The sequence below is a fragment of the Streptomyces sp. NPDC056347 genome, assembly GCF_042262625.1.
Classification (GTDB): Bacteria; Actinomycetota; Actinomycetes; order Streptomycetales; family Streptomycetaceae; genus Streptomyces.
On the sequence record NZ_JBHJQP010000026.1, the window covers coordinates 1 to 20,679 of the forward strand.

The 20,679-nt window shown below is 71.2% G+C and carries 15 protein-coding genes and 3 tRNA genes; 12 read left to right on the forward strand and 6 right to left on the reverse strand.

The window, feature by feature from the left end; genetic code table 11:
• Positions 1–281: 281 nt before the first annotated feature.
• From ACFCV8_RS09230 to ACFCV8_RS09250, 5 genes are all read left to right on the forward strand, one after another.
• Positions 282–1,265 (forward strand): ABC transporter permease, encoded by a 984-nt coding sequence (locus tag ACFCV8_RS09230; RefSeq protein ID WP_376684662.1) that lies wholly within the window; start codon positions 282–284, stop codon positions 1,263–1,265.
• Position 1,266: 1 nt separating this feature from the next.
• Positions 1,267–2,181 carry an ABC transporter permease gene (locus tag ACFCV8_RS09235; protein ID WP_376684663.1) on the forward strand — a complete coding sequence of 305 codons (915 nt, stop codon included), beginning with the start codon at positions 1,267–1,269 and terminating at the stop codon, positions 2,179–2,181.
• Positions 2,178–4,259, forward strand: coding sequence for a dipeptide ABC transporter ATP-binding protein (locus ACFCV8_RS09240; protein WP_376684664.1), 2,082 nt, complete (start codon positions 2,178–2,180; stop codon positions 4,257–4,259). The genes ACFCV8_RS09235 and ACFCV8_RS09240 overlap by 4 nt, the downstream gene beginning before the upstream one ends.
• Positions 4,260–4,335: 76 nt before the next feature.
• A complete protein-coding gene (locus ACFCV8_RS09245) occupies positions 4,336–6,015 on the forward strand; it encodes an ABC transporter family substrate-binding protein (RefSeq protein ID WP_376684665.1) in 1,680 nt (559 codons plus the stop codon).
• Positions 6,016–6,164: 149 nt separating this feature from the next.
• Positions 6,165–6,776, forward strand: a complete 612-nt coding sequence (locus ACFCV8_RS09250) for an NADPH-dependent FMN reductase (RefSeq protein ID WP_376684666.1) — start codon at positions 6,165–6,167, stop codon at positions 6,774–6,776.
• A gap of 11 nt (positions 6,777–6,787) precedes the next feature.
• On the opposite strand, the gene ACFCV8_RS09255 is transcribed toward ACFCV8_RS09250, so the two are convergent.
• A complete protein-coding gene (locus ACFCV8_RS09255) occupies positions 6,788–7,465 on the reverse strand; it encodes a vancomycin high temperature exclusion protein (RefSeq protein ID WP_376684667.1) in 678 nt (225 codons plus the stop codon).
• 141 nt (positions 7,466–7,606) lie between these two features.
• Here ACFCV8_RS09255 and ACFCV8_RS09260 point away from each other — a divergent pair, with 141 nt between their 5' ends.
• The 4 genes from ACFCV8_RS09260 (at position 7,607) to ACFCV8_RS09275 (ending at position 13,563) form a co-directional block, all read left to right on the forward strand.
• Positions 7,607–8,899 carry a deoxyguanosinetriphosphate triphosphohydrolase gene (locus ACFCV8_RS09260; RefSeq protein WP_376684668.1) on the forward strand — a complete coding sequence of 431 codons (1,293 nt, stop codon included), beginning with the start codon at positions 7,607–7,609 and terminating at the stop codon, positions 8,897–8,899.
• Positions 8,900–9,131: 232 nt separating this feature from the next.
• Positions 9,132–10,391 carry an NAD(P)/FAD-dependent oxidoreductase gene (locus ACFCV8_RS09265; protein WP_376684669.1) on the forward strand — a complete coding sequence of 420 codons (1,260 nt, stop codon included), beginning with the start codon at positions 9,132–9,134 and terminating at the stop codon, positions 10,389–10,391.
• The gene (gene dnaG, locus ACFCV8_RS09270; protein ID WP_376684670.1) at positions 10,361–12,277 is read left to right on the forward strand and encodes a DNA primase; all 1,917 of its coding nucleotides are present in this window, start codon (positions 10,361–10,363) and stop codon (positions 12,275–12,277) included. The genes ACFCV8_RS09265 and dnaG overlap by 31 nt, the downstream gene beginning before the upstream one ends.
• Before the next feature lie 197 nt (positions 12,278–12,474).
• Complete coding sequence (locus ACFCV8_RS09275) at positions 12,475–13,563, forward strand: RNA polymerase sigma factor (RefSeq protein WP_376684671.1); 1,089 nt, start codon at positions 12,475–12,477, stop codon at positions 13,561–13,563.
• Positions 13,564–13,633: 70 nt separating this feature from the next.
• On the opposite strand, the gene ACFCV8_RS09280 is transcribed toward ACFCV8_RS09275, so the two are convergent.
• The 4 genes from ACFCV8_RS09280 to ACFCV8_RS09295 form a co-directional block, all read right to left on the reverse strand.
• Positions 13,634–15,565, reverse strand: coding sequence for an ABC transporter ATP-binding protein (locus ACFCV8_RS09280; RefSeq protein WP_376684672.1), 1,932 nt, complete (start codon positions 15,563–15,565; stop codon positions 13,634–13,636).
• Complete coding sequence (locus ACFCV8_RS09285) at positions 15,565–17,298, reverse strand: ABC transporter ATP-binding protein (RefSeq protein WP_376684673.1); 1,734 nt, start codon at positions 17,296–17,298, stop codon at positions 15,565–15,567. Before ACFCV8_RS09285 ends, ACFCV8_RS09280 begins: the two co-directional genes overlap by 1 nt.
• Positions 17,299–17,482: 184 nt before the next feature.
• Entirely contained in the window at positions 17,483–18,928 is a 1,446-nt protein-coding gene (locus tag ACFCV8_RS09290; protein ID WP_376684674.1) for an FGGY family carbohydrate kinase, read from the reverse strand.
• 77 nt (positions 18,929–19,005) lie between these two features.
• Positions 19,006–19,305 carry a YtxH domain-containing protein gene (locus ACFCV8_RS09295; protein WP_376684675.1) on the reverse strand — a complete coding sequence of 100 codons (300 nt, stop codon included), beginning with the start codon at positions 19,303–19,305 and terminating at the stop codon, positions 19,006–19,008.
• Between the two features lie 174 nt (positions 19,306–19,479).
• Here ACFCV8_RS09295 and ACFCV8_RS09300 point away from each other — a divergent pair.
• The 3 genes from ACFCV8_RS09300 (at position 19,480) to ACFCV8_RS09310 (ending at position 19,951) form a co-directional block, all read left to right on the forward strand.
• A tRNA-Asn gene (locus tag ACFCV8_RS09300) sits at positions 19,480–19,552 on the forward strand.
• A 5-nt stretch (positions 19,553–19,557) separates the two neighbouring features.
• A tRNA-Asn gene (locus tag ACFCV8_RS09305) sits at positions 19,558–19,630 on the forward strand.
• A 247-nt stretch (positions 19,631–19,877) separates the two neighbouring features.
• A tRNA-Ile gene (locus ACFCV8_RS09310) sits at positions 19,878–19,951 on the forward strand.
• 257 nt (positions 19,952–20,208) lie between these two features.
• Here the strand turns inward: ACFCV8_RS09310 and ACFCV8_RS09315 are convergent.
• Positions 20,209–20,637 carry a CBS domain-containing protein gene (locus ACFCV8_RS09315; protein ID WP_376684676.1) on the reverse strand — a complete coding sequence of 143 codons (429 nt, stop codon included), beginning with the start codon at positions 20,635–20,637 and terminating at the stop codon, positions 20,209–20,211.
• Between the last annotated feature and the right edge of the window lie 42 nt (positions 20,638–20,679).

Genomic DNA, 20,679 nt, shown 5'->3' on the forward strand with positions numbered 1-20,679 from the left:
GCCGAGTCCGCGCCGCCGGACCCGGCGGGGGCGGGTTCGTGTCCCTGGGTGTCCGGTCGCGCGCTTTCCGTGACGCATGGTGGCCGAATGCTTCGGCAGTATGTCGAGTGCATGGCAGGGGTGGCCGAAAGCTGGTGCCGTCCGACGGTGCGGACCAGGCTGGAGCTCGCACATTCGTGCCCCTGATCCATCCGCAGAAAGTCCACGCCGCAGATGCACACGCCCCTTCGACCCGGCATCCCCGAAATGCGCCCTCCACGCGCGGGGAGGAGGTGGCGCGCGTGGTCCGCCATGTGATCCGCAAGGCGACCGGCTGGCTCCTGATGATCGTGGTCGCCACCAACGCAACCTACTTTCTGGCCAGTTGGTTCCTGGACCCGAAGTCGAACTTCAGGGAGCTGCGCCCGGTCCGTACCGAGGAGCAGATCGACCGGGCCCTCGCGCCGTACAACCTGAGCTCGCAGGAGCCGCTGGTGCACCGCTGGTGGGACTGGCTCACCTCGGTGGTGCTCCACTTCGACTGGGGCAGGTCGCCCACCGGCGTCTCCGTCAACGGGGAGATCGGCTACCGGGCGCTGATCAGCGGGGAGCTGGTCATCATCGCGACCGTCCTGTCCGTGGTCATCGGCGTCGCGCTGGCCGTGTACACCGCCTCGCGGCAGTACGGCTGGGCCGACCGGATCTCGCAGGCCGTGTCCATCGCGGTGTTCAACATCCCGACCGCCGTCGCCGCGCTCGCCGTGGTCTTCGTCGCCATCTGGCTGAACCAGCACGCCGGACTGACCTTCCTCTACGTCGCCGGGGAGAACTCACCGGGCGTGGAAGGGGTGTTCGCGACGGTCGTCGACCGGCTGCTGCACCTGATCCTGCCGACCGTGAGCCTGACGCTCATGGGCTACGTCGGCTACCACCTGACGCAGCGGTCCCTGCTGCTCGACACCATCAACGCCGACTTCGTCCGCACCGCCCAGGCCACCGGACTCACCCGGTCCCGGGCGATCCGCAGGCACGCCCTGCGCGCCGCGCTCATCCCGACCGCGACCTCCGTGGCGTTCAGCATCCCGGCCATGTTCACCGGCGCCGTCATCACCGAGACGATCTTCGGCTGGAACGGCATGGGCCGCTACTTCATCCAGACCATCAGCAAGAACGACGTGCACGGCACGGTCGCGACGGCAGCCTTCGCCGCTGTCCTCACCGCGATCGGCGCGATCCTCGCGGATGTCGCCACCGTCTTCCTCGACCCCCGAGTGAGGGTGAACTGACGTGGCGACAGACCTCGGGGCCGACGCCCCGCGGAAGACCGGGGGCGCGCCCCACCTCGGCCTCGGCCGCCTCTACCTGCGGCGCTTCCTGCGCAACCGGCTCGCCGCCGTCGGCGTGGTGATCTTCCTGCTGCTGGTGCTGTTCAGCGCCTTCGGCGGGACGCTCACCCCGTACACCTACTCCGACGCCGACTTCGCCGCGCTCACCCAGCCGCCGAGCGGCACGCACTGGTTCGGCACCAACCAGGGCGGCAACGATGTCTACGCCTCCGCCGTGCACGGGCTCCAGCGCTCCCTGGCGATCGCGGTGAGCGTCTCCGTCCTGACCGTCGTCGTCGCCGCGGTGATCGGCTCCAGCGCCGCGTACTTCGGCGGCCGGGTGGAGAAGGCGACCCTCGCCGTCATCCACTTCCTGCTGGTCGTCCCCTCGTTCCTGATCCTCGCCCTGGTCTCCCACCGGCTCGCCGGGGACTGGCGGGTCCTCATCGTCGTCCTCACCGTCTTCGGCTGGATGTCGACCGCGCGGGTCGTCTGGTCCGTCTCCACCTCGCTGCGGGAACGGGACTACGTGACGGCCGCCGAGTTCATGGGTGTCGGCGCACCACGCATCATCCTGCGCCACATCATCCCCAACCTCGGCTCGCTGCTGATCGTGAACCTGACGCTCGGCGTCGTCGCGACCGTACTCAGCGAGACCGCCCTGTCCTTCCTCGGCTTCGGCGTCCAGACCCCGGACGTCTCCCTCGGCACGATGCTGGCCGACGGCGCGGGCACCGTCACCAGCGCCCCGTGGCTCTTCGCCTTCCCCGCCGGGCTGGTCGTGCTGCTCACCGTGTCGATGACCTTCGTCGGCGACGGACTGCGCGACGCCCTCGACCCCACGTCCGTGACCGGTGCGGCAGGAGGCCGACGATGACCCTCACGACCCTGGCGCAGACCCGGGAGCCCACGGCCGCCGAACCGGTGCTCTCGGTACGGGACCTGCGGGTCACCTTCCCCTCGGAGGCCGGGCCCGTCGAGGCGGTGCGCGGCGTCGGCTTCGACCTGCTGCCCGGCCGGACCCTCGGCATCGTCGGCGAGTCCGGCTCCGGCAAGTCGGCCACCGCGATGGCCGTGATGGGCCTGCTGCCGCCGTCCGCCGAGGTGGGCGGGCAGGTGCTGCTCGGCGGGCGCGACCTGGTCGGCCTCGGGGACAAGGAGATCTCCGCGATCCGCGGCAACTCCATCGGCATGGTCTTCCAGGACCCGCTGTCCGCGCTCACCCCGATCTTCTCCGTGGGCCGGCTGCTCTCCGACGCCCTGCGCGTCCACCAGGACCTGACGAGGAAGGCCGCCTGGGAGCAGGCCGTCGAACTCCTCGACCTCGTCGGCATCCCCGACCCCCGGGGCCGGGCCAAGTCCTTCCCGCACGAGTTCTCCGGCGGCATGCGCCAGCGCGTCGTCATCGCGATGGCCATCGCCAACCGGCCCTCGGTGCTCGTCGCGGACGAACCCACCACCGCCCTCGACGTCACCGTGCAGGCCCAGATCCTGGACGTGCTGCGGCTCGCCCAGCGGGAGACCGGCGCCGGGCTCGTCCTGATCACCCACGACCTCGGCGTGGTGGCCGGTCACGCCGACGACGTCGCCGTGATGTACGCGGGCCGGATCGTGGAACGGGCCGGTGTCGACCAGCTCTTCCGCCGCCCCGCGATGCCCTACACCGCCCGGCTGCTCGCCGCCGTGCCCACCGTGGACAGCGGCGTCCACCGGCCCCTGGTCCCGATCGGCGGCGAACCGCCCGCACTCGTGGACCTCCCGGCCGGCTGCCCCTTCGCGAGCCGCTGCGCCGTCGCCCAGGACGCCTGCCGGGCCGACGAACCCGCCCTGCGCGAGATCACCGGACACGGCCACGCGGCCTGCCTGCGCGCCGACGAGATCGCCGCCGGGACCCTGGACCCCGCCGGTGACCCCGCACCGGAAGCCCGGCCCGACGCGCCCGGGGAACCGGCCACCGGCGAGGTGGTGCTCCGGGTCGAGGACCTGGTCAAGACCTTCCCGGTCACCAGGGGCGCCCTCCTCAAGCGCCGGGTCGGCACCCTGCACGCCGTCAACCGGGTGAGCTTCGAACTGCGCGCCGGGGAGACCCTCGGGCTGGTCGGCGAGTCGGGCAGCGGCAAGACCACCACCCTGCTGGAGGTCCTCCGGCTGAAGCGGCCCGAGAGCGGCCGGATCGAGGTCTCCGGCACCGACATCGGTACGGTCGGATCCGCGTCCCGGATGCGGGAGCTGCGGCAGGACGTGCAGATCGTGATGCAGGACCCGCTCGGGGCCCTGAACCCGCGGCTGCCCGTCTTCCAGCTGCTCGCCGAACCGCTCCGGGCCGCCGGGAAGGACCGCGAGGCGATCGCCGCCCGGGTCGGCGAACTGCTCACGCTGGTCGGCCTGGACCCCGCGGTGAGCGGCCGCTTCCCGGCCGCGCTCTCCGGCGGCCAGCGCCAGCGGATCGGCATCGCCAGGGCCCTGGCCACCGAGCCGAAACTGCTTGCGCTCGACGAGCCGCTGTCGGCCCTGGACGTGTCGGTGCAGGCCGGGGTGATCAACCTGCTGGCCCGGCTCAAGCGCGAACTCGGCCTCGCCTACCTGGTGGTCGCCCACGACCTGGCCGTGGTGCGCCACATCTCCGACCGGATCGCGGTGATGTACCTCGGGCACATCGTCGAGACCGGGGAGACCGAGGCGATCTTCTCCGATCCCAGGCACCCCTACACCCGGGCGCTGCTGTCCGCGATCCCCGTGCCCGACCCGCGGCGGGAACGCGCCCGCGAACGGACCGTGCTCCGGGGCGAGCAGCCCAGCGCCAGCCGCCCGCCCGCGGGCTGCGTCTTCGTCGACCGCTGCCCGCTGTACCGCCTCGCCGACGAGGACGTACGCGCCCGCTGCCGCACGGAGCGCCCCGAACCCACCGAGGTGGCCACCCGCCCCGGCCACCAGTACGCCTGCCACGCCGTCTGAGCCCGCTCGCGTACGCCCCGCTCACCCCACGAGCACGAACCCTTCCCACCCCGAACCAGTAAGGAGCCCTTCCGCCATGCGCGCAAGACTGGCCCTGCCCCTCGCCCTCGTCGCCGCCGTCTCCGTCGCCGCCACCGCGTGCGACGCCTCGTCGGGGAAGGACGGGGGCGGCGCCGGAACGGCCGCCCCCAAGGCCGCCTCCTCCGTGACCGACTACAACCCGGTCCCGTACGACAAGGTCAAGGACGGCGGCACGTACACCACCGCCGGGACCTTCGACGACCAGGGCAACCCGTTCAACGTCAACGCCACCCTGACCGCGTCCCGGGTCTGGTCCTGGTACAACGCCGACGCGATCACCTACTCGCCCACCGGCGAGGTGCAGTACAACCCGGACTACTACAGCGACGTGAAGGTCACCACCGAGGGCGGCGACCAGAAGGTCGTCCTCACCATCAACGAGAAGGCCGCCTTCAACGACGGCACCCCGATCGACTGGACCGCGATCGAGGCCACCTGGAAGGCCAACAACGGCTCGGACAAGGGCTTCGACGCCTCCACCACCGACGGCTACAGCCAGATCACCTCGGTGACCAAGGGCGAGAACGCCAAGCAGGCCGTCATCACCTTCAAGGGCGTCAACCCCGCCTGGTCGACCCTCTTCACCACCTTCCTGCACCCCGAGGCCGCCACCGTCGCCAACTTCAACAAGGCGTACATCAAGAAGGCCCACCCGGAGTGGGGCGCGGGCCCGTACACCGTCGGCGAGTGGGACACCCACTCCGGCGGCATCACCTTCGTCCGCAACCCGAAGTGGTGGGGCAAGAAGGGCAAGCTCGACAAGCGCGTCTACGTCAACCTGGAGTCGACCGCCGCGGTCAACGCCTTCAAGAACGGCCAGCTCGACTACACCTCGGCCGTCGACGCCGAGAGCCTCAAGCAGGTCAAGGGACTGAAGGGGACGGAGATCCGCAGCGGCGGCAGCCCCTTCGAGTACTCGCTGCACTTCAACACCAAGTCCGCGAACCTCGCCGACACGGCCGTCCGCAAGGCCGTCCAGCAGAGCATCGACCGTTCCCAGATCGCGAAGATCCAGTTCCAGGGGCTCGACTACAAGGAGCCGCTGCCCGGCTCGGCCGTGCTGTACAGCTTCCAGAAGGGCTACGAGGACAACGTCTCGAAGGTCCTGACGTACGCGCCGGACGAGGCGAGGAAGACGCTCGACGAGGCCGGCTGGAAGCCCGGCGCCGACGGCATCCGCGCCAAGGACGGCAAGAAGCTGACCATCGGCTACACCATGGTCGGCGAGGACCCGCTGGACAAGGCCGTCGCCGGTGCCTTCGCCGCGATGCTGAAGCCGGTCGGCGTCGATCTGGTCATCAAGAAGGCCGACGAGGCGGACTTCGCGAAGGTCATCAGCGAGCGCAGGTTCGACCTCTTCCTGTCCGGGAACCGCTCCATGGACCCGTTCGGCGCCCGCTACCTGTGCGACTTCTACTGCTCCGACCGTGACTCCAACATCACCGGCGCCGGAACCCCGGAGCTGGACAAGAAGATCCGCGACGTCCTCGGCATCGAGGACCTCGGCAAGCAGACCGCGGCCGCCAACGAGGTCGAGCGCGAGGCGCTCCAGCAGTACGCCTTCCTGCCGCTGTTCAGCGGTCCGTCGACGTACAGCGTGAAGAAGGGCCTGGCCAACGTCGGCGCCACCATCTTCTACAGCCCGCTCCCGGAGACGGTCGGCTGGGAGAAGTAACCCGCCCGCGTACGCCCGTCCCCGCCCCGGTGCCGCCGTCCGGCCGCACCGGGGCGCGGTGCGTGCGCGGGAGAGCGCGGGAGGCGTCCGGGAACGTGCCCCACGAACGGGCTTGACCTCAAGTCGAGTTGAGGTACGAAGCTCTTCGCATGGACCACACCACAGCACCCACCACCCCCGCCACCGCACCCCTGAAGGTCGCGGTCGTCCTCGCCAGCAACCGGGAGGGCCGGTTCGCCCCCGTCGTCGCGGACTGGCTCCTCGCCCACACCGACGCCCACCCCGACATCGAGACCGACCTGGTCGACGTCGTGGAGGCCGACCTCCCGACCGCCATCTCCTTCCGGCCCGAACCCGGCGCGCAGGCCCGGCTCGACGCCCTCGCGCCCCGGCTGGCCGCGGCCGACGCCTTCATCGTCGTCACCCCCGAGTACAACCACTCCTACCCGGCCCCGCTGAAGAACCTCATCGACTGGTACCGCGAGGAATGGCACGCCAAGCCCGTCGGCTTCGTCTCGTACGGCGGGGTCTCCGGCGGACTGCGCGCCGTCGAGCACCTGCGGCAGGTCTTCGCGGAGCAGCACGCCGTCTCCGTCCGCGAGACCGTCTCCTTCCACAACGCGGGCGCCCTCTTCGACGAGCAGGGAAAGCACCGCGACCCGCAGGGCTGCGACGCGGCCGCCAAGGTGCTCCTCGACCAGCTGCTCTGGTGGGGGCGGGCGCTGCGCGAGGCCAGGTCGGCGCGTCCCTACGGCGGCTGAGCGCCCGGACCCTACTCGGGAGCCGCCAGCGCCTCCACGATCCCGGTCTCCCGCGGGCCCAGGAAGTGCGGATCGGGCCTGAACACGGCGTCCAGCGCCGCCTTCCCCGCCGCGAACACCTCCCGGGTCCCGCCGTAGTACCAGGTCGCGTCGTGCACCGCGTCCACCCCGACCCCGTACGCGTCGATCCCGGCGGTCCGGCAGAGGGCGACCGCCCGGCGGATGTGGAAGCCCTGGCTCACCAGCACCGCGCGGTCGACCCCGAAGATCTTCTTGGCCCGTACACAGGAGTCCCAGGTGTCGAATCCGGCGAAATCGCTCACGATGTGCCGGTCCGGCACCCCGTGCTCCCTGAGATAGGTGCGCATGGCGTCCGGCTCGTCGTACTCCTCGCGGCCGTTGTCGCCGGTCACCAGCACGACCCGCACCTTCCCGTCCCGGTACAGCCGGGCGGCGGCATTCAGCCGGTTCGCCAGATACGGGGTCGGCCTGCCCTCCCACAGGCCGGCCCCGAACACCACCGCCACCTGCCGCGCGGGCGCGTCCGCCACCGTCCCGACCCGGGCGCCGGCGGCCGCGTACGTCCAGGTCATGGGCGCCAGCCCCAGCACGCACGCGGCCATCACCCCCTGCACGGCCCGCCGCTGCCCGCGCCGCGTCCGCGGCCACCTCGGCCATCCCACCCGCATACGAGCCCTCTCGTTCCGTGCCCCTTTGACCTGATGGACGATCAATCGGTCGAAAGGGTTCTCGAACCGGCGGAAGAGACCGGCAGCAGGCGGCGGAGCGCCCCGGCGTGGCTGTCGGTCCGGCCGTCTACTGTCGGAACCATGGACGGTACGCACGGCACCCACGGCACGGCCCCCTACAGCTCGGCGGACACCGAGCGCTGGGACACCGAGCCGGACAAACGCCCGGGCCGCACCGCGTTCCAGCGCGACCGCGCCCGGGTGCTGCACTCCGCCGCGCTGCGACGGCTCGCCGGAAAGACCCAGGTCCTCGCCCCCGGCACCCGAGGCCGCTCCTGGGACGCCAGCCCGCGCACCCGGCTCACCCACTCCCTCGAATGCGCCCAGGTCGGCCGCGAGCTCGGCGCGGCGCTCGGCTGCGACCCCGACCTGGTCGAGACGGCCTGCCTCGCCCACGACCTCGGCCACCCGCCCTTCGGGCACAACGGCGAACAGGCACTCAACGACTTCGCCTCCGACTGCGGGGGCTTCGAGGGGAACGCCCAGTCGCTGCGCCTGCTCACCCGGATCGAACCCAAGCGCTTCGTCCCCGACACCCGCACCGGCCGGCCGGTCAGCGTCGGCCTCAACCTGACCCGTGCCGCCCTGGACGCCGCCACCAAATACCCCTGGCCGCGCGGCGGACACCCCACCGACCCCGGCTCCCCGAAATTCGGCGTCTACGAGGACGACCTCCCGGTCTTCACCTGGGCCCGCGAGGACGCCCCGGAACACCGCACCTGCTTCGAGGCCCAGGTCATGGACTGGTCCGACGACGTCGCCTACTCCGTGCACGACTTCGAGGACGGGCTGCACGCCGGCCACATCGACCCCGACCGGCTCTGCGCCGCACCCGAGCGCGACGGGATCTGGACGGTCGCCGTCGGCCGCTACGTACCGGCCGACACCGACCCCGCCGAGCTGACCGCGGCACTCGAGCGGCTCACCGGCCAGGAATGGTGGCCGCGCGGCTACGACGGGACGGCCGTCGCCCAGGCCCGGCTGAAGGACGCCACCAGCCAGCTGATCGGCCGGTTCTGCCTCGCCGCCGAGCGCTCCACCCGCCGGGCGTACGGGACCGGCCGCCTGGGCCGCTACGCCGCCGCCCTCGTCGTCCCCCGCGAGGCCCGCCTGGAGTGCGCGGTGCTCAAGGCCGTCGCCGACCGGTACGTGATGCGCCGCGCCGAGCAGGAGGCCATCCGCGCGGAGCAGCGGATCGTCATCGCCGAGCTGGCCGCCGCCCTGACCGCCCGCGCCCCCGAAGGGCTGGAACCGCAGTTCCGCGCGCTCTTCGACGCCGCCCGCGACGACACGGCCCGCAAACGCGTCCTGGTCGACCAGATCGCCTCCCTGACCGACGCCGCCGCCCTCTCCCTGCACGCCGCCCTCGCCTGAGGGCCTTCCGCCCGGACCGGACGGACCGGACAGGAGCGTGCCGGACCGGATCAGGCCGGAGCGGACCGGATCAGGCCGGATCGGGCCGGATCAGGCCGGGCTCGCGTGCCGTGCCCCGTCCGGCGGGCCGGGCCCAGCAGACTGGTGGCCGGGTACACCTCTTCCGCCATCACGCCGCGTGCGGGACGCTCGCAGTGGCGGCGGAGCGCAGCAAGCACCGAGGAGGCATCACATGGTCGACGCACACCAGACGTTCGTCATCGTCGGCGCAGGACTGGCCGGAGCCAAGGCGGCCGAGACGCTCCGGACGGAGGGATTCAGCGGCCGGGTGATCATGCTCGGGGACGAACGCGACCATCCCTACGAACGGCCCCCGCTCTCCAAGGGCTATCTGACGGGCAAGGAGGAGCGCGACAGCGTCTTCGTCCACGAACCCGCCTGGTACGCGGGCGCCGAGATCGAGCTGCACCTGGGCCAGCCGGTCACCTCCCTCGACCGCAAGGCCCACGCGGTCGTGCTCGGAGACGGCACCGTCGTCCACTACGACAAGCTGCTGCTCGCCACCGGGGCCGAACCGCGCCGCCTCCCGATCCCCGGCACCGACCTGGCGGGCGTCCACCACCTGCGCCGCCTCGCCCACGCCGACCGGCTGCGTCACGTGCTGGCCGCACTCGGCCGCGACAACGGGCACCTGGTGATCTCCGGGGCCGGGTGGATCGGCCTGGAGGTCGCGGCGGCGGCGCGCGGATACGGCGCCGAGGTCACGATCATGGAGCCGGAGCCGACCCCGCTGCACCGGGTCCTCGGCCCCGAGCTCGGCCAGCTCTTCACCGACCTCCACAGCGACCACGGGGTCCGCTTCCGCTTCGGCGTCCGCCTCACCGAGATCATCGGCCAGGACGGCCTGGTCCTCGCCGTCCGCACCGACGACGGCGAGGAGCACCCGGCCCACGACGTGCTCGCCGCGATCGGCGCCGCCCCCCGCACCGCGCTGGCCGAGACCGCCGGGCTCGCCATGGCCCCGCGCGCGGACGGCGGCGGCATCGCCGTGGACGCCTCGCTGCGCACCAGCGACCCGCACATCTTCGCCGCCGGGGACGTCGCCAACGTGGCCCATCCGCTGCTCGCCACCCGGCTGCGGGTGGAGCACTGGGCCAACGCGCTGAACAGCGGACCGGCCGCGGCCCGCGCCATGCTCGGCCAGGAGGTCTCCTACGACCGGGTGCCGTACTTCTTCTCCGACCAGTACGACCTCGGCCTCGAGTACTCCGGCTGGGCACCGCCCGGCAGCTACGACCAGGTGGTGATCCGGGGCGACACGGGCAAGCGGGAGTTCATCGCCTTCTGGCTGAAGGACCAGAAGGTGCTGGCCGGGATGAACGTCAATGTGTGGGACGTCACCGAGACCGTGCAGGCGCTGATCCGGTCCGGCCTGTCGTACCTCACCCGTAGAATTCACTCGTGGCAGGCAGGATCAATGACGACGACGTGAAGGCGGTACGGGACGCGGTCCCGATCGACGCCGTCGTGTCCGAGTACCTCCAGCTGCGCAACGCTGGCGGTGGCAACCTCAAGGGCCTCTGCCCGTTCCACGACGAGAAGTCGCCCTCCTTCCAGGTCAGCCCGAGCAAGGGACTCTTCCACTGCTTCGGCTGCCAGGAGGGCGGCGACACGATCGCCTTCGTGCAGAAGATCGACCATCTGACGTTCGCGGAGGTCGTCGAGCGGCTCGCCGCCAAGGCGGGCATCACCCTGCGGTACGAGGAGGGCGGCTACAACCCCTCCCACCAGCGCGGCGAGCGCATCCGGCTGGTCGAGGCGCACAAGGCGGCCGCCCAGTTCTACACCCAGCAGCTGGAAGGGCCCGAGGCCGAGATCGGCCGCAAGTTCCTCGCCGAGCGCGGTTTCGACCAGGCCGCCGCCGCCCACTTCGGCGTCGGCTACAGCCCGGCGGGCTGGGACCACCTCACCCGCTATCTGCGCGGCAAGGGCTTCAGCGACAAGGAGCTGATCGCCTCCGGCCTCTCCCAGGACGGGCGCCGCGGCCCCATCGACCGCTTCCGCGGCCGCCTGATGTGGCCGATCAGCGACACCTCCGGCGATATCGTCGGGTTCGGCGCCCGCAAGCTCCGCGAGGACGACAACGGCCCGAAGTACCTCAACACCCCCGAGACCGCGATCTACAAGAAGTCCCAGGTGCTGTACGGCATCGACCTCGCGAAGAAGGACATCGCGAAGGCCAGCCGGGCCGTGGTCGTTGAGGGCTACACCGACGTCATGGCCTGCCACCTCGCCGGGATCACCACCGCCATCGCCACCTGCGGCACCGCCTTCGGCGGCGACCACATCAAGATCCTCCGCCGCCTCCTGATGGACAACGGCAGCGCCCGGGTGATCTTCACCTTCGACGGTGACGCGGCCGGCCAGAAGGCCGCCCTGCGCGCCTTCGAGGACGACCAGAAGTTCGCCGCGGAGACGTACATCGCCATCGCCCCGGACAGCATGGACCCCTGCGACCTGCGCCTGGTCAAGGGCGACGAGGCCGTCCGGGAGCTGGTCGAGCCCCGCACCCCGCTCTTCGAGTTCGCGCTCCGCCAGATCGTCGCCCGGTACGACCTGGAGACCCCGGCGGGCCGGGCCGCCGCGCTCGACGAGGCGGCACCCGTCGTCGCGAAGATCAAGACGCAGAGCGTCCAGCGGGAGGTCGCCGTCCAGCTCGCCGGCCTCGTCGGCATCCTCGACCAGGAGTTCGTCGTCCACCGCGTCGCCCAGTTCGCCCGCTGGGCCCGCGACCGCGGGGAGCGGGGCGACCGGGGCGACCGGAACCGCGCCCCCGGCCGCCGCGAGCAGCAGCAGCCCGCCGCGCCGGCCCCCCGAGGCCCCTCTGGCCCCGCGCTCCACCTCCGCAGCCCCGCCTTCCACACCGAGCGGGAGCTGCTGAAGCTCGCCCTCCAGCGTCCCGAGCTGGTCTCCCCGGCCTTCGACGCCTACGGCGAGGACGAGTTCACCGCCCCGCCCTACGCGGCGGTGCGCCGGTGCATCGAGGAGGCGGGCGGCGCGGAGCGCGGCCTGGCCGAGGCCCGCGAATACCTGGCCGCCGTGCTGGACGTGGCCCCCGACGACTCCGTACGGAGCCTGGTCACCGAGCTCGCCGTCGAGGTGTTCCGCGGCAAGTCCATCGACGAGACCTACGCGGGCATCCAGCTCGTCCAGGTCCGGCTGCGCGCCGTCGACCGCCGCATCGGCGACGTACAGGGCAGCCTCGCCCGCCTCGGCAGCAATGTCGCCCCCGACCACCTGGCCGCCGCGCAGAACGAGGTCTGGGTCCTCCAGCAGTACGCCCAGTCCCTGCGCAACCACGGGGCCGCCGCGCTCTGAGCGCCGCGGGCCCGGGAGCCGTCGCGTAACCGGCCGGTCACGGACCGGACCCAGAAAGTCGCCGCACGCCCCTCGTGGCGGGGATGTGTCTTCCCCCACACTGGTGGCGGTGCCTGAGACATCGGAGCGCGGCCGGCCCGCCGAGTGGTGGGCCTCCCTTCCCGCGGTCCGGCAGCGATCACCTGGAGGTCGCCCCCGTGCAGACCCGGACCCCGACCAAGACCGAGCGCGTCTCGGCCATCCCCGCGCAGAACCGGGCCGTGCGCCATCCGGAGACCGCGGTGGAATCCCCGGAGGCGTCCGAGCCGCCGGAGCCGCGTGAGGCACCCGGGGAAGCCGGGCCGCCCCGGCGCGGGAGCGGGCCGGAAGCCGCCGGGCCGTCCGCCGACCTCTTCCGCCAGTACCTGCGGGAGATAGGCCGGATCCCCCTGCTCAGCGCCGAGGACGAGGTGGAGCTGGCCCGCCGGGTCGAGGCCGGACTCTTCGCCGAGGAACGGCTGGCCGGTACCCCCGACCCCGACACCCGGCTCGCCGTCGACCTGGACCGGCTGGTGGTCATGGGGCGCACGGCCAAGCGCCGCCTCATCGAGGCCAACCTCCGGCTCGTCGTCTCCGTCGCCAAACGGTACGTGGGCCGCGGGCTGACCATGCTCGACCTGGTCCAGGAGGGCAACCTCGGGCTGATCAGGGCCGTGGAGAAGTTCGACTACGCCCGCGGCTACAAGTTCTCGACGTACGCGACCTGGTGGATCCGGCAGGCCATGTCCCGCGCCCTCGCCGACCAGGCGCGGACCATCCGGGTCCCGGTCCATGTGGTCGAGCTGATCAACCGCGTCGTACGCGTACAGCGCCGGATGCTCCAGGAGCGCGGCTGCGAACCCACCGCCGAGGAGATCGCCGACCAGCTCGACCTCACCCCGGAACGGGTCGGCGAGATCCTCGTCCTCGCCCGGGAGCCGATCTCGCTGCACGCCCCGGTCGGTGAGGAGGACGACGTCGCCCTCGGCGACCTCATCGAGGACGGCGACGCCGCGTCCCCGGCCGAGTCCGCCGCGTTCCTGCTGCTGCGCGAACACCTGGAGGCGGTGCTCTCCACCCTCGGCGAACGCGAACGCAAGGTGGTCCAGCTGCGCTACGGGCTGGACGACGGGCGGCCCCGCACCCTGGAGGAGATCGGCCGCATCTTCGGCGTGACCCGCGAACGCATCCGCCAGATCGAGTCCAAGACCCTGGGCAAACTGCGCGACCACGCCTTCGCCGACCAGCTCCGCGGCTACCTCGACTGACCGCGCCGCGCACGCGCGGGGGCCCGTACCGTCGGTACGGGCCCCCGTTCTCCGGCAAGTGGCGGAGTTGCTAGTCGACTTCGGCGACCGCCTGGGCGAACTGCGCCGAGTACAGCCGGGCGTACGCGCCGCCGGAGGCCAACAGCTCCTCGTGCGTGCCCTGTTCGACGATCGAGCCGTTCTCCATCACCAGGATGACGTCGGCGTCCCGGATGGTGGAGAGCCGGTGCGCGATCACGAAGCTGGTACGGCCGTGGGCCAGCCGCGCCATCGCCTTCTGGATCAGCACCTCCGTACGGGTGTCGACGGAGCTGGTCGCCTCGTCGAGCACCAGGATCACCGGGTCGGACAGGAACGCCCGCGCGATGGTGATCAACTGCTTCTCACCCGCGCTGACCCCGGAGCCCTCGTCGTCGATCACCGTGTCGTAGCCGTCCGGCAGCGTACGGATGAACCGGTCGGCGTGGGCCGCCCGCGCCGCCTCCTCGATCTCCTCGCGGGTGACCTCGCGGGAGGCCCCGTACGCGATGTTGTCCGCGATCGAACCGCCGAACAGCCAGGTGTCCTGGAGGACCATGCCGATGCCCTGCCGCAGCTCGTCGCGCGACATTTTCGCCACGTCCACGCCGTCCAGCGTGATCCGGCCGCCCGTCACCTCGTAGAACCGCATGAGCAGGTTGACCAGAGTGGTCTTGCCCGCGCCGGTCGGGCCGACGATCGCGACCGTGTGACCGGGCTCGACGTTCAGCGACAGGCTCTCGATGAGCGGCTTCTCCGGCTCGTAGCGGAACGACACCTTCTCCAGCGAGACGCTGCCCAGCAGCTCCTTCGGCCGCTCGCGCTCCTCGGGCAACGGGTCGGCGCCCTGCTCCTCGGCGTCCAGCAGGTCGAAGATCCGCTCGGCCGACGCGACACCCGACTGCACCAGGTTCGCCATCGAGGCGACCTGGGTCAGCGGCATCGAGAACTGCCGCGAGTACTGGATGAACGCCTGCACGTCACCGATCGACAGCGCACCCGAGGCGACCCGCAGGCCGCCCACGACGGCGATCAGCACGTAGTTCAGGTTGGAGACGAACATCATCAGCGGCTGCATGATCCCGCTGTTGAACTGCGCCTTGAACCCGGCCTCGTACAGCGCCTCGTTCTGCTCGGCGAAGTCCTTCGCGGACTCCTCCTGCCGCCCGAAGACCTTCACCAGGGTGTGCCCGGTGTACATCTCCTCGATGTGGGCGTTGAGCTTGCCCGTCACGTGCCACTGCTGGACGAACTGCGGCTGCGAGCGTTTGCCGACCTTCGCGGCCACGACCGCCGAGAGCGGCACCGTCACCAGCGCGACCACCGCCAGCAGCGGCGAGACCCAGAACATCATGACCAGCACACCGACGATGGTCAGCAGGGAGTTGATGAGCTGCCCCATCGTCTGCTGCATCGTCTGCGAGATGTTGTCGATGTCGTTCGTCGCCCGGCTGAGCACCTCGCCGCGCTTGGCCCGGTCGAAGTACGACAGCGGCAGCCGCGACAGCTTCGTCTGGATGTCCTCGCGCAGCTGGAAGACGACCCGGTTGATGATCCGGATCGACAGCCGCGTCGCCACCAGCATCAGCAGACCGGCGCCGACGTAGACCGCCAGCGCCACCAGCAGCACGTCGCGCACCGCGCCGAAGTCGATGCCGTGACCGGGGACGAAGTCCACCCCGGCGAGCATGTCGGCCAGCTTGCTGTTGCCCTCGCGCAGGCCCGCGACGGCCTGCTCCTTGGTCGCCCCCGCGGGCATGTCGCGGCCGATGACCCCGGCGAAGATCAGGTCGGTCGCCCGGCCGAGGATCTTCGGCCCGACCACCGACAGTGCGACGCTCAGCGCACAGGCCACCAGCATCACGTACAGCGAGGTCTTCTCCGTCGCGAAGCGCTTCAGCAGCCGCTTCGAGGACCCCTTGAAGTCCATCGACCGGTCGGTCGGCGCCCCGCCCGCCATCATGCGTCCGCCAGGCCCGGCCATTACGCGGCCTCCGCTTCCGTCAGCTGGGAGAGCACGATCTCCCGGTACGTTTCGTTGCCGTCCATCAGCTCGTGGTGGGTACCGGAGCCGACGACCCGGCCCTCGTCGAGCACCAGGATGCGGTCCGCGTCCCGGATGGTGGAGACCCGCTGGGCCACGATCACCACGGTCGCCTCGGCCGTCTCCCGCGTCAGCGCGCCGCGCAGCGCGGCGTCGGTGGCGTAGTCGAGCGCGGAGAACGAGTCGTCGAAGAGGTAGATCTCCGGCCGCTGCACCAGCGTCCGGGCGATCGCCAGCCGCTGCCGCTGCCCGCCCGAGACATTGGTGCCGCCCTGCGCGATCGGCGCGTCCAGGCCGTGCTCCAGCGCGGAGACGAACTCCTTGGCCTGCGCCACCTCCAGCGCGTGCCACAGCTCCTCGTCGGTCGCGTCCGGGTTCCCGTAACGCAGGTTCGTCGCCACCGTCCCGGAGAACAGGTACGGCTTCTGCGGCACCAGGCTCACGGTCCGCGCCAGCAGCGCCGCGTCCAGCGTCCGCACGTCCGTACCGTCGACCAGCACCTGGCCGTCCGTCACGTCGAACAGCCGGGGCACGAGCCCGAGCAGCGTCGACTTCCCGCTGCCGGTCGAGCCGATGATCGCGGTGGTCTCACCGGGCCGGGCCACCAGGTCCACGGACCGCAGTACCGGCTCCTCCGCCCCCGGGTAACGGAAGTCCGCGCCACGCACTTCCAGATGGCCTCGGGCGCTCAGCTCGTGGACCGGCTTCACCGGCGGGACCACACTGGACTCGGTCTCCAGCACCTCCTGGATGCGCTCGGCGCACACCTCGGCGCGCGGCACCATCATGAACATGAAGGTGGCCATCATCACCGACATGACGATCTGCATCAGATAGGCGAGGAACGCGGTCAGCGCACCGATCTCCATGCCGCCGCTGTCGATGCGGTGGGCACCGAACCAGAGCACGGCGATCGACGAGACGTTGACCACCGTCATCACGGTCGGGAACATCAGCGCCATCAGCCGGCCGGTGGACAGCGCCACATCGGTCAGCTCGGTGTTGGAGCCCCGGAAGCGCTCCTCCTCGTACTCGTCCCGGACGAAGGCGCGGATGACGCGGTTGCCGGTGATCTGCTCGCGCAGCACCCGGTTCACCGTGTCGAGCCGCTCCTGCATCGTGCGGAACAGCGGACGCATCCGCTTCACGATGAGGCTCACCGCGATGCCGAGCACCGGCACCACCGCCAGCAGCACCGCCGACAGCGGCACGTCCTGGCCGAGCGCCATGATGATGCCGCCGACACACATGATCGGCGCCGACACCATCAGCGTGAACGTCATCAGCACCAGCATCTGGACCTGCTGGACGTCGTTGGTCGTACGGGTGATCAGCGAGGGTGCCCCGAAGCGCCCGACCTCGCGCGCCGAGAACGACTGCACCCGGTCGAAGACCGCCGCCCGGACGTCACGGCCGAGCGCGGACGCGGTACGGGCGCCGTAGAAGACGGCCCCCATGTTGCAGACCACCTGGCCGATGCTGACGGCGATCATGATGGCGCCGAATTCGAGGATGTAGCCCGTGTCCCCCTTCACGACACCGTTGTCGATGATGTCGGCGTTCAGGGTGGGCAGATAGAGGCTGGCGCAGGTCTGGAGCAGCTGCAGGACGACCAGTAGCAGGATCGGCTTTCTGTACGGACCGAGATGGGCCCGCAGGAGTTTTATGAGCACGCGTGTCTCTCGGAGTCGGCAGAGGTCGGGAGTCCATCCATTTTCCGGCACCGGTGACGGAGGCCGCGACCGATTTTACTCAAGACCAGGTCAAAAAAAAGACCGAGTACACAAGTAGGGGGAAGTCGCCCCACCGGTGCACTCGGCCCTGCCGCACGGACCCGCTGCTCAGGCCGTCTTCGTTCTAGTCCGTGGGGTCGAATGCCCCCGGGTGGATCTGGTCCCGCGTCGCCGCGTACTGCTGGCGCACCGCCTGCCCGACCGCCAGCTCCTCGCCCGGCTCCAGCACCTGCGCGACCGCTCCCTGCCAGGCCGGCGGGACGAGCGGATCGGCCGTACCCCGTGCGACCCCCAGCGCCCAGGCGGCCTGCCGTGCCGCACCGAGCGCCGCGTACTCCGCGGGCTCCGGCACGACCACCTGCGTACCCAGGAGCGCCGGAGCGATCGTCTGTACGGCGTGCAGCGCCGCCGCCGCCCCCAGCAGGAACACCCGCCGCACCTCCACACCCCGGCCGCGCAGCACGTCCAGCGCGTCGGCCAGCGAGCAGAGCATCCCCTCGAAGGCGGCCCGCGCCAGGTGCTCCGGCTTCATCGACTCGCGCCGCAGCCCGCACAGCGTCCCGGCGGCGTGCGGCAGCCGCGGCGTGCGCTCGCCCTCCAGGTACGGCAGCAGCACCAGCCCGGACGCGCCCGGCGTGGACTTCAGCGCCAGCGCGGAGAGCTCGTCGAGGCTCTCGACGCCGAGCATCTCGGCGGTCCCGCGCAGCGCCCGCACCGCGTTGGAGGTGTGCACCACCGGAAGGTGCCGCCCGGTCGCGTCGGCGAACGAGGTGATCGTCCCGGTCGGGTCGGAGAGCGCCTCCCGGTGCACCGCCATGACCGACCCCGAGGCCCCCAGCGACACCACCGCGTCACCGGCCCCGACCCCGAGCCCCAGCGCCGCCGCCATCGTCTCGCCGGTCCCCGCGGAGATCAGCAGCCCCTCGGGCGTCGTCCCGGCCGCGTCGGAGGGGCCGAGCACCTCGGGCAGCGCGGCCTGGTGCCCGAGCGCGAGCTCCACCAGATCGGGCCGGTAGGCCCCGGTGCCCGCCGACCAGTAGCCGGTGCCGGACGCGGCTCCCCGGTCCGTGGTCCGCCGTGCGGGGCGCCCGAGCAGCTGCCACACCAGCCAGTCGTGCGGCTGCAGCACCGCGGCCACCCGCTGGGCCGCCTCCGGCTCGGTCCGCGCCATCCAGCGCAGCTTCGACACCGGCTGCGCGGCCTGCGGCACCGAGCCGACCGCCTCGGCCCAGGCCTGCCGCCCGCCGAGCCCGTCGATCAGGCCGGCCGCCGCGGCCTGTGCCCGCTTGTCGTTGCCGAGCAGCGCCGGACGGACGAGGTTCCCCTGGTGGTCCAGGGGAACCGTGCCGTGCTGCTGGGCGGAGACGCCGATGGCCTCCACCCCTTCGAGCAACCCGCCGCCGGCGGCCTCGCCGAGCGAGAGCAGCCATGCCTGCGGGTCCACCTCGGTGGCCCTCGCCTCGACGGGATGCGCGGCGAACCCCTGGCGCAGCACGGCGCCCGTGTCCGAATCGCAGACGACGATGTGTGTGAAGGCGGAAGAACTGTCCAGACCGGCGACTATCCCCATGGACAAGATTCTGCCGCACCGCGGGAGCTTCTCCGTACCCGTGGCGCGGCAGCGGCGGGACACCCGCCGGATCGCGTCTACGTGTTGCTGGTGCCCCAGTCGTCCTCCCCGCTCCCGGCGCGGTCCCGGCGCGGACGCAGCCGGGAGGCCACCGAAGCGGGCACCTTGTCGCCGACCTTCTCGCCCACCGCCCGGCACGCCTTGTCGGCCAGGTCCCGGCCGCCCCGGGCGGCGGATTCGGCGGTGTTACGGACGGCCGGGTTCCGGGCGATCCGGCGCGCGGACTCCTTCAGCTGCTCGTAGCGCTCCCGCCCGGCCCGTGTCCCGATCACGTATCCGAGGGCCAGTCCGGCGATGAACGTGAGCCGGTACCGCATGGGTGCCACCCTTCCTTGTGACGTGTGCTGCCCGCGTGCCTGCGGGCACCGGAGATCACCCCGGGGGATACCGATTGGCAAAGCACCCCCCTGCTTGCGCTAATGTATGTGTCGCAGCAAGCACGCGCCGCCCGGCAGTAGCCAGGAGGGGCGGGTTCGGTGCACACGCAGCAATCCCCTGTAGCTCAATTGGCAGAGCAGCCGGCTGTTAACCGGCAGGTTACTGGTTCGAGTCCAGTCGGGGGAGCGCGATCCCCTGTAGCTCAATTGGCAGAGCATTCGGCTGTTAACCGGAGGGTTACTGGTTCGAGTCCAGTCGGGGGAGCAGATCGGAAGAGGACCCCACGGGGTCCTTTTTCGTATGCCCGCCCCCGCGCCCGTCCGAGGTCCCCGGGCCCGGGTGCGGGCGGGGTGTCCATGACTCTTTCGCATGTACTTCGCTCCGCCCGGAACCACGCGGAGCACGGCGGAGTCTTCATGGTCATGCGAAGCCGACCACCCGGAGCGGGAGATCGTATGACCGGCTATGCTGCGGCAGACGGCGCGCACACTTGTACGCGCCACGCCGAAAAGGGGCGGTAGCTCAGCCGGTTAGAGCAGCGGACTCATAATCCGTCGGCCGTGGGTTCGAGTCCCACCCGCCCCACCCGGTATCCCCAGGCAGAATCGTTCTGACCTGGGGAAACGTAAAGGTCCCCGTGTCGGCGGGGGCCTTTTTGCGTCTCTCGTGATCATTCGCTCGCCCATTGCTCGCCCGAAGCGTCGGAGGAGACGGATCGGGTGGGGCGGGCGTCGTCCGTCCTCGGAAGGGGCAGAGGTCCAGGGGCGGCGGGGGCTGATCCCCAGACCGTCGCAGGTGTCCTTCGACGGGGTTGTGGCCGTCGGCGTCGTGGGCGTCGCGGCCTATGTCTGTGGCGGCGCCGTGTAGACCTGGGCCGTGAACGCGTACACCTGCTCTTCCGGCAGGTTTCGTGCGACGTCCGCCTCGGTGATCATCCCGACCAGCTTCTTGTCCTCGATCACCGGAAGCCGACGGACGTGATGCGTGCCCATCTCGTTGATCACGTCCTCCACGCTGGCGCTGCCATCGATCCAGCGGGGTGTGCCTTCGACGATGTCGGCGGCGGTGCATTGGCTCGGATCGTGACCCTCGGCGACGCACTTCACCACGATGTCGCGATCGGTGATGATCCCGCACAAGCGCTCGTCCTCGTCACTGACCGGCAGCGCGCCGACGTGCAGTCGGCGCATCCGCTGCGCGGCGTGGAGCAGCGTCTCCGTCTCGGGGACCCACTGCGCGCCCTCGTGCATGATGTCCTTGGCTGTGGTCATGGCTGTCTCTCCCGCCTGGGTGCGGTGCGCCGCCTCGTACCG

What these genes read in the sequence shown, in the direction of transcription:
- ACFCV8_RS09290 (WP_376684674.1), bottom strand. Translation starts at nt 18,928, where the DNA reads ATGGGGATAGTCGCCGGTCTGGACAGTTCTTCCGCCTTCACACACATC.
- ACFCV8_RS09280 (WP_376684672.1), bottom strand. Translation starts at nt 15,565, where the DNA reads ATGGCCGGGCCTGGCGGACGCATGATGGCGGGCGGGGCGCCGACCGAC.
- ACFCV8_RS09260 (WP_376684668.1), top strand. Translation starts at nt 7,607, where the DNA reads ATGGACGGTACGCACGGCACCCACGGCACGGCCCCCTACAGCTCGGCG.
- ACFCV8_RS09255 (WP_376684667.1), bottom strand. Translation starts at nt 7,465, where the DNA reads ATGCGGGTGGGATGGCCGAGGTGGCCGCGGACGCGGCGCGGGCAGCGG.
- ACFCV8_RS09250 (WP_376684666.1), top strand. Translation starts at nt 6,165, where the DNA reads ATGGACCACACCACAGCACCCACCACCCCCGCCACCGCACCCCTGAAG.
- ACFCV8_RS09240 (WP_376684664.1), top strand. Translation starts at nt 2,178, where the DNA reads ATGACCCTCACGACCCTGGCGCAGACCCGGGAGCCCACGGCCGCCGAA.
- ACFCV8_RS09245 (WP_376684665.1), top strand. Translation starts at nt 4,336, where the DNA reads ATGCGCGCAAGACTGGCCCTGCCCCTCGCCCTCGTCGCCGCCGTCTCC.
- ACFCV8_RS09295 (WP_376684675.1), bottom strand. Translation starts at nt 19,305, where the DNA reads ATGCGGTACCGGCTCACGTTCATCGCCGGACTGGCCCTCGGATACGTG.
- ACFCV8_RS09265 (WP_376684669.1), top strand. Translation starts at nt 9,132, where the DNA reads ATGGTCGACGCACACCAGACGTTCGTCATCGTCGGCGCAGGACTGGCC.
- ACFCV8_RS09315 (WP_376684676.1), bottom strand. Translation starts at nt 20,637, where the DNA reads ATGACCACAGCCAAGGACATCATGCACGAGGGCGCGCAGTGGGTCCCC.